Here is a 14,775-nt window from a genome sequence, read left to right as displayed (position 1 = left end):
ATGTATCTTTTAATTATTATTTAGCGTATTCAACTGCTCTTGTTTCACGAATGACAGTCACTTTAATGTGACCAGGATAATCTAATTCCTCTTCAATTCGTTTTCTTATGTCGCGAGCAAGGCGGTAAGAAGAAAGATCATCAATTGTATCTGGTTCAACGATGATACGTACTTCACGTCCTGCTTGGATAGCATAAGATTTTTCTACACCATCGTAAGACTCAGAAATTTCTTCTAATTTTTCTAAACGACGGATGTAATTTTCAAGCGTTTCACTACGAGCTCCCGGTCTTGCAGCAGAAAGTGCATCTGCCGCTGCGACCAATACTGCGATAACAGAAGTAGCTTCTGTATCTCCGTGATGGGAAGCAATACTATTGATTACCACATCATTTTCTTTGTATTTGGTAGCAAGTTCCACGCCGATTTCAACATGACTGCCTTCAATTTCATGGTCAATTGCTTTCCCGATGTCATGAAGTAGTCCGGCCCGTTTAGCAAGCGTAACGTCTTCGCCAAGCTCTCCTGCAAGAATTCCTGCAAGTTTTGAAACTTCGAGTGAGTGGTTAAGAACGTTTTGTCCGTAACTAGTACGGTAACGCAAGCGGCCAAGAATTTTTATCAAATCAGGATGGATGGAATGAATTCCAACTTCAAATGTTGCTTGTTCCCCGACTTCGCGAATGTGTTCGTCCACCTCTTTACGGGCTTTGTCCACCATTTCTTCAATTCGAGCTGGATGGATTCTTCCATCTTGAACAAGTTTTTCTAAGGCGATTCTAGCGATTTCACGTCGAATTGGATCAAATCCGGAAAGAATTACTGCTTCCGGTGTATCATCAATTATCAAATCAATCCCCGTTAACGTCTCAAGCGTGCGGATATTACGGCCTTCACGTCCGATAATCCGACCTTTCATCTCATCATTTGGTAAGGTAACAACAGATACCGTTGTTTCTGCCACATGATCAGCTGCACAACGCTGGATAGCTAGTGAGAGAATATTCTTTGCTTTTTTATCCGACTCTTCCTTGGCCCGGTTTTCTGATTCTTTGACCATGATTGCTGTATCATGTGTTAATTCCTCTTCTACCTGGTTAAGGATGATAGATTTCGCTTCCTCTTTGCTGAGCGCAGAAATTCTTTCGAGTTCTGTCTGCTCCGCTTGAATCATCTCAGCTAGTTTGCTTTCTTTCTCTTCAATTTGTTGTTGACGTTTACTGATACTCTCCTCTTTTCTTTCAAGTGTAGCTTCTCGTTTACTTAAAGAAGTATCTTTACGGTCGAGGTTTTCCTCCCTTTGCAATAAGCGATTTTCTGCTTTCTGTGTCTCTGTTCTTCGCCCACGAAGTTCATTTTCGATTTCAGTACGTAACCTATGATTCTCTTCCTTCGCTTCAAGCAATGCTTCTTTTTTTGTAGTTTCTGCTTCTTTCTTCGCATCCTCTACAATTAATTCCGCAGTCCCCCTTGCAGCAGCCAGTTTTTTCTCTGTACTAGATTTAAAAATTAGAGAACCAACAACTAGACCGACGATTAAGAAAAGCAAACTGGAGATGATCGTGATTGCGATTGTCATCCTTACACCTCCTTTGCTATTCAATTTTCGTTATTGTTATGTCGGTGGCCAGAATTCTGGCACATGCGTATTTTTCATCAACAACCGAGTGCTAATCTCCCCATTCAGTTGAAGCCGATTTTCAAAGGAAAAAACTTCCCCCTTGTCTCCCAGCAATATAAAATATACAACTTAATTTTATAGGTCAAAGCATACAATGTCAAGAAAAGGAATGAAATGTACGGTTATTTTCCTTAGTTTTTTTTAAATAGTAAAAAATACGTGACAGGAAGTAAATTCCTATCACGTATTTAGTATTATTTATTCATCATCTAGTAAACTTAATGTTTCTTCGCCTTCATCTAAAGGTTCTTTATTGCTTCCGTCGATTTCGTACTCTTCACGAACACGTTTTGAAATCTCATCACGAATATCTGTATGTTCTTTTAGATATTGTTTTGCGTTTTCACGACCTTGGCCGATACGTTCTTCTTTGTAAGAATACCATGAACCACTCTTATTGATTACATCCACTTCAGCGGCCATATCAACAAGCTCGCCTTCACGTGAAATACCTTCACCGTACATGATATCCACTTCAGCAATACGGAATGGAGGAGCTACTTTGTTTTTTACAACTTTAATTTTTGTTTTGTTACCCATTACATCTGTACCTTGCTTAAGTTGTTCTGCACGTCTTACTTCTAAACGTACAGTCGAATAGAATTTAAGCGCACGACCACCAGGTGTAATCTCTGGGTTACCAAACATAACACCAACTTTTTCACGAATTTGGTTAATGAAAATAGCAATGGTTTTTGATTTATTAATAACACCGGAAAGTTTACGCAATGCTTGGGACATTAAACGTGCTTGTAGCCCAACGTGTGCATCACCCATCTCCCCTTCGATTTCAGCACGTGGTACAAGTGCTGCAACGGAGTCAATTACTAGCATATCTACAGCACCACTTCTAACTAATGCTTCTGCAATTTCTAATGCTTGCTCTCCTGTATCAGGTTGAGATAGTAATAATTCATCAATATTTACACCTAGGTTTTTAGCATAAGCTGGATCTAGTGCGTGTTCTGCATCGATAAATGCAGCTGTTCCGCCTTGTGCTTGTACTTCCGCAATAGCATGAAGTGCAACAGTTGTTTTACCGGAACTCTCTGGCCCGTATACTTCAATAATACGTCCACGTGGATATCCGCCGACTCCTAAAGCAATATCTAATGCTAATGAGCCACTAGAAATAGTAGATATATTTTGGTCTGAATGTTCCCCTAATTTCATAATGGAACCTTTACCGAATTGTTTTTCAATTTGTTTTAAAGCTTGGTCTAATGCCGCTTGACGATCATTCACATTGTTGCCTCCTTCAATAAATATCCTAATAGCTGTTTTTCTACTTCTTCTCTCTCAAAAAACAGTCAGAATGTTTTCCTAAAATTACTATAACGCATTTTAGAGCGAGAAGCAAGCAAAAAGCGAACATTTATTCGTATTTTTTATTTTGTGTAAGCACCGGTTGCTTTCTTCCTCATTATAACGGGATTTTCAGCTTTCGTCTAACACTTTTTTATTGCTCATTTCCGTTTTTTCTGCAGATTTTTTTCCTTTTCTTCTAAAAAAAAAGACTAATTTGCGTCTAAAAATTGTTTAATTAACTGAAATCCTTGTTTTACTGCACGGCGGCGATTATGGTTTCGATCTCTTCCATAGACAAACTGAAAAGCCTCTGTTTCATAACCTTTAACGCTTAGTCCAATCCAAATAGTGCCAGCAGGATGACCTTCTAAACTATCTGGACCTGCAACACCTGTAAAACTGATTCCAATATCCGTCTTACAAAGGCGGCTTACATTTTCAGCCATTTCCTTCGCACATTCCGCACTAACAACGCCTTTTTCTTTTATTACTTGGGGAGATACTTGTAATATAGATTGTTTTGTTTCTTCACTGTATGTCACCATACCACCTTTGAAAATTTTCGAAATGCCAGGAAAGCGGGCAATTTCTGCTTGGAACAAACCAGCAGTGAAACTTTCTGCGGCAGAGATGGTAAGTTCTTTTTCAAGTAACATCGCCGTTACTAATTCAGACAATGACACCTCTCCATATCCATATAAAAAGGTACCTTCTCGGCGCAATATTTCTTCCTCGGTTTCCTTCACAAGTCTGCTTGCTTCTTCTTTTGTTTTAGCTGTCGCTGTGATACGGACCACAACTTCATTATCACCAGCATATGTCGCAATCGTCGGGTTGACTTGCGTGACAATCAAATCATTTAAATCAGCAGCTAATTGTGACTCTCCAATTCCAAAAAAGCGCATAATTTTGGATTCTAAAATGTTTTGATCGCCACTTTCGCTTAAAAGTAATGGGTTAGCATAGCTTGTAAACATTGGTTTCATTTCAGATGGTGGACCTGGTAGCAAAACGTAAGTATGATTGTTTTCTCTTAAGTACATTCCAGCCGCAAAGCCAAAATCATTATTTAATACGATGGAATCTTCAATAATAACCGCTTGTAATTTATTATTTTCGGTCATAGTCCTATTCCTAGAAGTGAAATACTCATTAATTTTATTCATATGGTATTCATCTTCCACTAATTGCTTTTGTAGATGAGCAGCCAAGATTTGTTTTGTAATATCATCCTCAGTCGGTCCAAGTCCGCCGGTAAAGATTAAAATGTCACTTCGGTTTTCAGCGATTTCGATTACTTCTTTTAAACGTGTTGGGTTATCTCCAACTACCGTATGATGATATACATATATTCCGTCAGCAGCTAATTCTTGTGAAATAAACGCAGCATTAGAATTAACAATTTGCCCTAGTAATAGTTCTGTTCCTACTGCAATGATTTCTGCACTTGCCATCTTGCCCCATCTCCAATTCGATTTTTTGTATAGAAAAAAGCACACAATGGTATGCTTTTTTCATTTATTACATAGACCCTTTGAAAACACCACGATTTTTGTAGAAATAATCGATACCTGACCATACTGCAAAGAATGCACATACATACAAGAACACTAAATCCACACGAATACCTGTCCAAGCAAATGGAAAATTATTTAATAACATAAGCGGAATAGCAATCATTTGTGTGAATGTTTTAATTTTACCAAGTTGACCAGCTGCAAGTACTTCTCCGCCTTCAACTAAAAGTAAGCGAAGACCAGTAACAGCTAGTTCACGACTAATAATAAGAATAACTACCCAAGATGGAGCGATATGCATTTCTACAAGAATAATAAATGCAGCTGCTACAAGTAGTTTATCAGCCATCGGATCAGCAAATTTACCGAAGTTAGTAATCAAATTATACTTGCGAGCTAAATGTCCATCAAACCAGTCTGTAAGAGCCGCTACAATGAAAATAATAGTTGCTACTAAACTAGTTACCGGAATAGTGGAATCAAGCCAAGTAACGCTTCCCCAGTCGAATGGCACTACACAAAGAATGACAAAAATTGGTATCATAAAAATTCGGATAACCGTCAATTTATTAGGTAAATTCATCTTTTTCTCTCCTTTTTTACATTTGAAAAGTATGTAATTATAAAAAATGTTGGCGAAATCTAATGAGTAGATTTCGCCATATAAAACAAATTATTCAGCATCTGAGCTAGTATCACTTGCTTCTAAATTAATTGTTAATACTTGTTTAACAAGATCAGGTGCAAGTTCTAGCTGTTTACCATTGATTTTTACAGTTGTAACAGGAGAATTTCCGATAACGATAGAAACCGTCTTGTTATCACCTAAATCAATTTCTGCAGAAGGATTTTGGGTTGATAGTGTTTCGTTTTGGATTGTACTACCATTCGCATCGGAAACGCCTATCCAAGAATCACCAGTGGCGCTAAGTGACAGAGTCATTTTGTCCGTATTTTTCACTGTGTACGTAGTGGCATTACCAGACGTCTCTCCTTTAGTCACTTCAACTTCTTTGGTTGTATCTTCTTTTTTATCCTTTGTTTCTGTAGATTTATCTTTGTTTGTTGTCGTATCTTTTTTCTCAGTGTCTTTACTTGTATCCTTGCTTTTTGTCGAATCTTCTACTTTTACTGTAGGATTATTTGTATCTGTTTTCACTTTTTCCGTGGAATTGTCTTGTTTATTAAGCAAGAAAAACCAAACAATGAAAAGAATAAACACAATAAATAAAGCAATAAGGATTTTTGGTAAGATATCAAAAAAACGATTACGAGTATTCGCTTGATTACCTACAGATTGTGCAGGCATCGGATTTCTTTTACTTTGTACCCGTGTTGGCTCATTATTTACTACTTCTTGTTGCGGTGTTTCCGGAACTTCGCTTTCAAACTCGTCGAAAAGTGTTGCGCTATCTAGCCCAACTGCTTCTGCGTATTGTTTAATAAATGCCCTTGCATAAAATTTGCCAGGCATTACAGCATAATTTCCTTCTTCAATCGCTACCAAATAACGTTTTTGAATTTTCGTTACTTGTTGCAAGTCGTCTAAACTGAGTCCTTTTTCACGTCTAGCTTGTTTCAGTTTATCACCGAGTTCTGTCAAAATTAAACACCTACCATTACTAATTTCAAATTTCCATTTTTTTACTAAAATTACATAAGCCAACCGCCATTTAAGCGCAAAACTTCTCCAGTGATATAGCTTGCTTTTTTACTTGTCAAAAATGCTACAATTTCTGCAATTTCTTCTGGTTGGGCAAAACGATTTAAAGGGATTTCTTGACGAAGAATTTCTTTCTCCTCGTCCGAAAACTGATCCATCATTTTTGTTTCTACAACCCCTGGCGTAACTGCATTAACTGTTATTCCAGAAAGTCCCACCTCTTGACTTAGCGCACGGCAAAAGGCTATTTGCGCACCTTTTACAGTTGAATACGCTACTTCCATTGATGCACCAACTTCTCCCCATATAGAACTAATGAAAATAATTCTTCCTTGGCTACTTTTCATTAATTTGGGCATAAAAGTGCGAATTAATCGCATTGGCATATACATATGCACATTCCATAATTCAGTAATATTTATATCTGTAGTATCCTGGAATAAACCATAATGGGCGTGCCCTGCTGCATGAATAAAGGCATCTAACTGAAAAACTTGCTTCTCCATCTCTGTTAAACTTGTTAAATCATCAAAATCAGCTTGAATCAGTATAACATCTACATCTTCTGCTAGTAATTGTGGCAGTAATTTTTCCACTGCTTGTTTATTTTGATAATAGTGAAGATACAAGTTCCAACCAGCTTTCGCAAGTGACAAACAAATTGCTTGACCTATTTCCCCGCTAGCCCCTGTTACAAAAGCATATTTTATCTCTTTATCCAAAAAAAGGCAACCCTTTCCAGTCTATTTCTTTTATGATAGCATGACTCAGCAATTTATGCTATTTTTTCTACTAAAAAAAGACATAATTTGTTTATTGTTCTGGAAGTAATTGGAAACTTGTTGTTCGCTCTTCTTGATCCAAATTTTTAACAAATGCATTTACTTCTTCTAGGGTAACTTCCTCCATTAAAGGTAAAATATCGAATAAAGAAGCTGATTTCATAACGTATTGGCTAAATTGGTTCGCAATAAACTCCGGAGAATTCAGCGAACGCAAAAATTGACCAATTCGTTTGCGTTTTACTAATGCTAAATCAGATTCATTTAAGCCGTTTTTGGCAGCTTCTTTCATTGCTTCTTTGATTTTTTCGGTTTGTTTATCTGGATCTTTGGCATCTCCACCAACTAATACGAACGAGAAGCTATCTTGTAAGGTGTAATCATAGCCAAATGTGTCGTCAATGATTCCTTCGTTGTATAACTTCAAGTAAGTGTCAGAGGTTGTGCCAAAGAGCACTTCCAAGGCTACATCTCCAATAATTTCTTGTTTTAAAGCAGCTTGGCCTTCTAAAGAGCCAATATCTTCTTTAATCCCTACAAGGTTCTTAGCAATTTGAACAGGGAAATGAATTTTACGCTCTTTCACTGCAACTGTTTTTGGTTCTTCAGGGAAATGACGTTTGATCGGTGCAGCTTCAGCGAATTCTTTTTTCGCTTGATTGGCGCGAATCAGGTCCATCATTTGTTCTGGTTCTAAATTCCCTACAACAAAAAGGACCATGTTGCTAGGGTGATAGAATGTGTTATAGCAAAGATACAGTAAATCTTTGTTAATTTCGGCAATCGATTCAACGGTTCCAGCAATATCGATTTTTACTGGATGATTATGATACATATTTTCGATTACGCCAAAATAAGCGCGAAAATCAGGATCATCATCATACATTCTGATTTCTTGGCCGATAATACCTTTCTCTTTTTCAACAGTTTCTTCTGTGAAATACGGCTCTTGTACAAAGTCAATCAGCGTTTCCAAGTTTTCTTCCACTCGAGAAGTACTCGAGAAAAGATAAGCTGTTTTTGTGAAAGAGGTAAATGCATTCGTAAACGCGCCTTTTTCGCCAAATTTGAAGAATACATCGCCGTCTTCTTTTTCAAACATTTTATGTTCTAAGAAATGGGCAATACCATCTGGTACTTTCGTGAACTCTGTTTCACCAATTGGGACGAAGTTATTATCGATTGCACCGTAATTTGTTGTGAATACAGCATAAGTCTTACTAAAACCTTGTTTTGGAAGAAGATACACTTGTAAGCCATTTGCCATTTTTTCATGAAAGACTGCTTCTTTTACTTGCTCAAATGTGATTTTTTCCATGAAGTTCTTCTCCTCCCTTACTTAAGAAATAAATGGTATCTGGTTTAATTTTATTGATAGCAGCAACTACTTCTTCTTTGGTTGCTTGTTTGATTTTCGCAATCCAATTTTCTAAGTCTAAGTTTGCTTTACGTAGAACATTATTGTAAACCAGTTCTATCAAACCTTGCGCCTGATCATTTGTTTCAAGCAATTGGTTAATGAGCATTTCTTTTGTTTGGTTTAATTCATCTTCTGTAAAATTGCCTTGTTTCATTGCTACTACTTGTTCTTCAATAATTTTTAAGGCTTGTTCGTAATTTACTTCATCAATTCCAGCTGAAATAATCATATAACCTTTGAAAGAATCAATTCGGCTTGAAGCATAATAAGCCAGACTCGCTTTTTCGCGAACGTTGATAAAGATTTTCGAATTAGCAAATCCGCCAAGAAGCCCATTTGCAAGTTGAAGTGCAACGAAATCATCATCTCCAAATAAGGTTTCTGTTTGATAACCAAGTACAAGTTTCCCTTGATTAATCGCTTGTTGCTCATGAATAGTACGCACTACTTTTGGAGCTTCTTTTGTATAAAAAACACCTTTTCGTTCAGCACGTGGCGCAAAAGCCATTTTTTCGATAAGAGGCAATACTTCTTCTTTTGTTACATCTCCACAAATAAATATTTCGATAGCATCTTCTGCAATAAATTGTAAGTAGTATTCATATAAATCTTTCGCTGTGATAGCATCAATGTCTTCTAAAACGCCAGCTGAGCCAAAACGAAACTCATCATCGCGGAACATTTCTTCTACTAGTCGTTTAGAAGCAAAACGAATTTTGTCATCGTAAATACCTTCTAAACTACTTTTCAAGTTCTCTTTTTCGCGAGCAAGTGTTTCATCATTGAAAGCGCCGTTTGTCACATTTGGATGGAATAATGCTTGTTCTATAAAAGCAAAAGCATCTTCCAAAATATGAATTCCGTCCGATACATATTGCCCATCAATCATATCGAAAATAACAGTTAATACGTGTTCATTACCTTTTTTAGCTGTTGTTGTATAAAAATTAGCACCGTAAAGATTCGCTAATTGCTTTCTGAAAGCTGTTTGAGTTGGGTATTTTTCACTATTTGTTTCTAATAATATTGAAAGTAAAGCCCGTTTAGTTACTGTTTCTCTTTCTAATGGAGCGCGAAATTTGAAAACAATTTTATTGGATTTATATTTTTGGGTTGGAACAATTGTTAGTGCAACCGGACCAACTTTTTCTTGAAATATTTTGTCTGTCATTATAATGCTCCTTTCAAGCAATGATCTCACTTTCCTATTGTATCTTAAGTTGTTGCCACGCACAATTTTCTAGCATAAAAAACAGCCAAGAATTTAATCTAGGCTGTTTACTCGTATTATTTACCTTTAATGTAGTTCACACCATCTGCTTTTGGTGCTTCGGATTTACCGATAAAGCCAACAAGCGCTAAGATAGTTAATACATAAGGCGCAATTTGTAAGTAAACGTCTGGAATGTCTTTGAAGAATGGTAGCGATCCGCCGGTAATTGCCAAACATTGCGCAAATCCGAAGAAAATAGCTGCCCCCATTGCTCCAAGTGGGTTCCATTTACCAAAAATCATCGCTGCAAGGGCCATATAACCTTGACCGGAAATAGTTGCGTGTCCGAAATCAAGTGTAAAGGATTGGGCGTAAACCGCGCCACCTAGACCGCCAAGGATACCAGAAATGATAACCCCTTGGTATCTCATCCAGCGAACTTTGATTCCCATCGTATCTGCTGCAAGAGGATGTTCCCCTACAGAACGAAGACGAAGACCAAAACGCGTTTTATAAATAATAAACCAAGATGCGATTGCAAATAGAATCGCCACATAACTCATTACCGGAATGTTTTTGAAGAAAATATCACCAATAACTGGAATATCACTTAAAACAGGAATATCCGGTTTACCAAAGTAGTACTTAATTTGATCTGTTTGGCCTTTATCATAAATTACTTTTACAAGGAATAAAGATAGACCGGTTGCTAAAAAGTTAATCGCTACACCACTGATTACGTGGTCAGCGCGGAAGTTAATAGTTGCAACAGCATGTACAAGAGAGAATAATCCCCCAACGACCATCGCCGCAATAAGTGAAATCCAAGGAGTTAAATTGCCGAAAGTGTCTTGGAAAGTAAGGTTAAAGACGATAGCAGAGAATGCTCCCATAACCATCATACCTTCTAGTCCAATATTAACCACACCGCCTCGTTCTGAATAAACGCCCCCGAGAGCAGTAAAAATTAGTGGGCCTGCCATAAGCAGTGTACTAGAAACAATTGTCGCTAAAATGGCTGTCATTCTGCTTTCGCCCCCTTCTTAAATTTTGCCATCGCCCAGCGGATAATGTAGCTGGATGCCACAAAGAAGATAATCAGAGCGATAATTACGTTGACTAATTCGTTTGGAACGCCTGCAACTGCTGGCATGTTTAGTGCTCCTACTTTTAGAGCGCCGAACAAGATGGCAGAGAAGACAATCCCAATTGGAGAACTTCCTCCGAGTAATGCAACGGCGATACCGTCAAAACCAATCCCTGGAGAAGAAGTTAAAACATAAGCCGTTCCGTATGTTCCAAGACCTTCCATTACGCCACCAAGACCAGCAAGCGCTCCGGCAATAACCATGGAAAAGATAATTGTTTTCTTTACACTCATACCGGCATATTGCGATGCATTTTCGTTAAATCCAACTGCTTCGATTTCGTAACCAAAAGTAGTTTTGTTTAACATTAACCAAATAATAAGTGCAAAACCTAGGGCTATTAAAATCCCCCAATGTAGAGACGAATAATCTGTAAGTGATTGTAATAATTCAGATTGTAAGGAAGCGGACGCATGAATTTCTTGCGTTTTGTCCAAACCATCTGTAAGTAAATTTTGTACGACATAGTTGAAAATATAAAGTGCCGTGTAATTAAGCATGATTGTTACGATAACTTCATTCACACGTAAAGTTGCTTTTAATATACCTGGGATGAATGCCCAAAGTGCACCAAAAACCATACCAGTAATAATCGCAAGTGGTAAATGAATCCATTTAGTTAAACCGTCAAAGTTTACAGCGATGATAATGGAACCTAACCATCCCATCAGCATTTGACCTTCCGCACCAATATTGAAAAGTCCGGCTTTAAATGCAACTGCAACAGATAGACCAACTAAAATGTACGGTGTAGCTTGGCGGATTGTTTCACCAATATAGAAATTTTCTCCGATAACACCTTGAATCAGAGCCGAATAACCAGCAATTGGGTCATATCCAAAAATAAGCATGATAATCGCACCGCAGATAAGTCCAAGGATAACGGCTGTAACTGGGATAACTAATGCTTGTAGTCGTTTAGACATGCTCTTTCTCCCCCATTTCCGCTTCCTGTTTGGATGAACCAGCCATCATCAGACCAAGTTCTTGCTCCGTTGTTTCTTTCGGATCAACAATAGCAACGATTTTCCCTTCGTATATAACCGCAATACGGTCACTTACATTCATGATTTCATCTAATTCGAACGACATAAGTAAAACAGCTTTTCCATTATCTCGTTGTTCAATCAAGCGTCTATGAATGAATTCAATTGCTCCAACATCTAGTCCACGTGTTGGCTGAGCCGCAATTAAGAAATCTGGATTACGGTGTATCTCCCTTGCAATAATTGCTTTTTGTTGGTTACCACCAGAAAGCGATTTTGCTGCTACGTATTCGCTACTTGCACGAACATCGTATTCTTCAATTAACTCACGCGCAAAGTCGTACATTGCTTTATGATTTAAGAAGCCTTTGCTAGAAATAGGTTTTTTATAATATGTTTGTAAAGCAATATTTTCTCCTAGAGACATTTCGAGTACTAAACCATGTTTATGACGGTCTTCTGGAATATGTCCTAAACCAGCTTCCGTAATTTTACGAGGTTTTTTGTTTTCGATATGCTCGCCATTAAGAAGAATACTACCACTAGTTACTTTAGAAAGACCTGCAATCGCTGAAATAAGTTCACTCTGACCATTACCATCGACTCCAGCTATTCCGACGATTTCGCCAGCTCTGACAGTCAAATTAAGTCCACGAACACTTTCAACTCCGCGGCTTTCTTTCACAACTAAATCTTTTACTTCTAAAACATCTTTGCCAGGTTTGGCATCTATTTTCTCTGTTGTAAAGACCACTTCACGACCAACCATTAAATTAGCCAAATCTTGTGGTGTTGTTTCCGGAACATTAACAGTACCCATACCTTTACCACGGCGAATAACAGTTACACGGTCACAAACATCCATGATTTCTTTTAGTTTATGTGTGATTAAAATGATGGATTTGCCTTCTTTAATAAGGGAACGCATAATTTGGATTAATTCTTTGATTTCTTGGGGTGTCAAAACAGCTGTTGGTTCATCAAAAATCAAGATATCTGCACCACGGTAAAGCGTTTTTAGAATTTCCACACGTTGTTGCATACCGATTGAAATATCTCGTACAACTGCATTTGGATCAACGCGTAAGCCGTAACGATCAGAAATTTCTTTAATTTCTTCAATCGCTTTTTTCTTTTCGATAACACCGAGTTTGCTTGGCTCTTTACCAAGGATGATGTTTTCTGCAACCGTGAATTTATCCACTAACATGAAATGTTGATGGACCATTCCGATTCCAAGCTCATTTGCTTTGTTCGGGCTATTGATATTTTCTTTCGTACCACGAACACGAATTTCGCCACCATCTGGTTCATATAAACCAAACAAGACATTCATTAGCGTAGATTTACCTGCGCCATTCTCACCTAACAAAGCATGAATTTCTCCCTGCTTTAACTGTAAGGTAATGTTATCATTTGCTACAAATCCAGAGAATTCCTTCCTGATTCCTAACATTTCAATAACAAAGTCCACTTCTTCACTCCCCTTGTCGTCTGGTTCAAACTGGAAAAACAGCCACACGCGCGATTCTCTCGAAGGACGCCGCCTCTCCCCGTACTTCCTCCCGAAGAAGGTTCCGAGTTTTTTATCCGTTTGTTGTTCAATGACTTTTCAGCTTAAATACTTTGGTATGTTGTAAAATGCGATTTATAATACCATCTATGTACGAAAGTTTACCTTGCATTTTTAAGCTATTAAAAAAGCCATCTCCTTATTTTATTTCTAAATGGCATTCATTGCAATCATAAATTCCAATATACCGATTATTTTCTTTTAGTAAAAGGGTTTACCTATCAAATTAAAACGCTTACAAATTATTTTTTTATGAAAGCCGGTACGTTTGATACCGACTTTCATAAAAGGTTTTACTTCGTTCATATTACTCATTTTTTATAACTATAAAATCAAGGTTTTTCTGGAACTTTAATGTCCCCATCAACGATTTTTTGTTTGTACTCTTCTACTTTAGCAAGAACGTCTTTAGAAATATTATCTTGATGTTCAGAAAGCCCTACAGCATCTTTATCAAGACCGTATTCAATTTTAGTTCCGCCTGGGAAATCTCCAGCTTTAGCACGAGTTGCAAGGTCTTCTACAGCGATATCAACACGTTTGATTTCAGATGTAAGAGTTACATTGTAATCTTTGCCATCGTTTGCTGTAACTTTTCCTTCGTCCCATTGGTCACGGTCAACACCGATTACCCAAACAGCACGGCTAGGATCTTTTTTCTTCAGGTTTTTAGCTTCTGCAAAGACACCGTTACCAGTACCACCAGCAGCATGGAAAATTACGTCAACTCCACTTGAATACATGGAAGAAGCGATTTGTTGTCCTTTGTCTGCTTTAGCGAAATCGTTTGCATATTGTACATCAATTTGTGCGTTAGGATTAACAGCTTTTACACCAGCAGTGAAACCAGCTTCAAAACGGTCGATAACAGTTCCTTTTACTCCACCAACAAATCCAACTTTATTTGTTTTTGTTGTTAAGCCAGCTACTACACCAACTAGATAAGAACCATCGTTATCTTTAAATCCAATACTTACTACATTATCACGGTCATCAATTGTGTCATCAACAATAGCGAATTGATTTTTAGGTTTTTGTTTAGAAACTTCTTCAATTGCATCTTTCAGTTTGTAACCAATTCCATAAATTAAATCATAATCGCTACGAACAGCAGTGTTTAAGTTTGTTTTGTAGTCTGCTTCAGAAGCTGATTGCAAGTAGTTGTAACCATCTGTACCTTTTTCCATGTCGTTAGCTTTACCAAATTTTTGTAAGCCTTCCCATGCTGATTGGTTAAACGAACGGTCATCAACGCCACCAGTATCTGTAACCATTGCTACTGTAAAATCTTTACTGCTCTTATCATCGCTACTTTTTTTATCGTCGCTACTCGAACCACAAGCACCTAGGATAACGCCAGAAGCAATAATCATTGATAGTGCTAAAGCAAATGTACGCTTTTTCACCTTAAAACCCCTCCCGAGAGATATAATGTTAGTCAGAGCTTTCTGTCAAAACAAACATTCAGGCGCGTATTAAAAAAT

General features: G+C 37.6%; 12 protein-coding genes. All 12 read right to left on the bottom strand.

Features of this window, described 5'->3' with window-relative positions; translation table 11 throughout:
- Nucleotides 1-16: 16 nt before the first annotated feature.
- Entirely contained in the window at nt 17-1,579 is a 1,563-nt protein-coding gene (rny, locus tag GL301_RS07105; protein ID WP_003721904.1) for a ribonuclease Y, read from the bottom strand.
- Between the two features lie 300 nt (nt 1,580-1,879).
- Nucleotides 1,880-2,926: a recombinase RecA gene (gene recA, locus GL301_RS07100; protein ID WP_003725961.1), complete on the bottom strand. Its 1,047-nt coding sequence runs from the start codon at nt 2,924-2,926 to the stop codon at nt 1,880-1,882.
- Nucleotides 2,927-3,198: 272 nt separating this feature from the next.
- Nucleotides 3,199-4,443: a competence/damage-inducible protein A gene (locus GL301_RS07095; RefSeq protein WP_003725960.1), complete on the bottom strand. Its 1,245-nt coding sequence runs from the start codon at nt 4,441-4,443 to the stop codon at nt 3,199-3,201.
- Nucleotides 4,444-4,510: 67 nt separating this feature from the next.
- Nucleotides 4,511-5,089 (bottom strand): CDP-diacylglycerol--glycerol-3-phosphate 3-phosphatidyltransferase, encoded by a 579-nt coding sequence (gene pgsA / locus GL301_RS07090; RefSeq protein ID WP_003723921.1) that lies wholly within the window; start codon nt 5,087-5,089, stop codon nt 4,511-4,513.
- Between the two features lie 90 nt (nt 5,090-5,179).
- The gene (locus tag GL301_RS07085) at nt 5,180-6,109 is read right to left on the bottom strand and encodes a helix-turn-helix domain-containing protein (RefSeq protein ID WP_003727458.1); all 930 of its coding nucleotides are present in this window, start codon (nt 6,107-6,109) and stop codon (nt 5,180-5,182) included.
- 50 nt (nt 6,110-6,159) lie between these two features.
- Nucleotides 6,160-6,891: an elongation factor P 5-aminopentanone reductase gene (ymfI, locus tag GL301_RS07080; RefSeq protein ID WP_003727459.1), complete on the bottom strand. Its 732-nt coding sequence runs from the start codon at nt 6,889-6,891 to the stop codon at nt 6,160-6,162.
- A 91-nt stretch (nt 6,892-6,982) separates the two neighbouring features.
- On the bottom strand, nt 6,983-8,269 hold the full coding sequence (gene yfmH / locus GL301_RS07075) for an EF-P 5-aminopentanol modification-associated protein YfmH (RefSeq protein WP_010958895.1): 1,287 nt from the start codon (nt 8,267-8,269) through the stop codon (nt 6,983-6,985).
- A complete protein-coding gene (gene yfmF / locus GL301_RS07070) occupies nt 8,250-9,542 on the bottom strand; it encodes an EF-P 5-aminopentanol modification-associated protein YfmF (RefSeq protein WP_003731442.1) in 1,293 nt (430 codons plus the stop codon). The genes yfmH and yfmF overlap by 20 nt, the downstream gene beginning before the upstream one ends.
- 116 nt (nt 9,543-9,658) lie before the next feature.
- Complete coding sequence (locus GL301_RS07065; RefSeq protein WP_003727462.1) at nt 9,659-10,609, bottom strand: ABC transporter permease; 951 nt, start codon at nt 10,607-10,609, stop codon at nt 9,659-9,661.
- The gene (locus GL301_RS07060; protein ID WP_003725954.1) at nt 10,606-11,658 is read right to left on the bottom strand and encodes an ABC transporter permease; all 1,053 of its coding nucleotides are present in this window, start codon (nt 11,656-11,658) and stop codon (nt 10,606-10,608) included. Before GL301_RS07060 ends, GL301_RS07065 begins: the two co-directional genes overlap by 4 nt.
- On the bottom strand, nt 11,651-13,192 hold the full coding sequence (locus GL301_RS07055) for an ABC transporter ATP-binding protein (RefSeq protein ID WP_003727463.1): 1,542 nt from the start codon (nt 13,190-13,192) through the stop codon (nt 11,651-11,653). The genes GL301_RS07060 and GL301_RS07055 overlap by 8 nt, the downstream gene beginning before the upstream one ends.
- A 431-nt stretch (nt 13,193-13,623) precedes the next feature.
- Nucleotides 13,624-14,697: a BMP family lipoprotein gene (locus GL301_RS07050; RefSeq protein WP_003722514.1), complete on the bottom strand. Its 1,074-nt coding sequence runs from the start codon at nt 14,695-14,697 to the stop codon at nt 13,624-13,626.
- Between the last annotated feature and the right edge of the window lie 78 nt (nt 14,698-14,775).

The organism is Listeria sp. LM90SB2, assembly GCF_028867355.1.
GTDB classification, from domain to species: domain Bacteria; phylum Bacillota; class Bacilli; order Lactobacillales; family Listeriaceae; genus Listeria; species Listeria monocytogenes_B.
The sequence above is the reverse complement of the archived record's forward strand: the minus strand, read 5'-3'. Positions and strand labels throughout refer to the sequence as shown.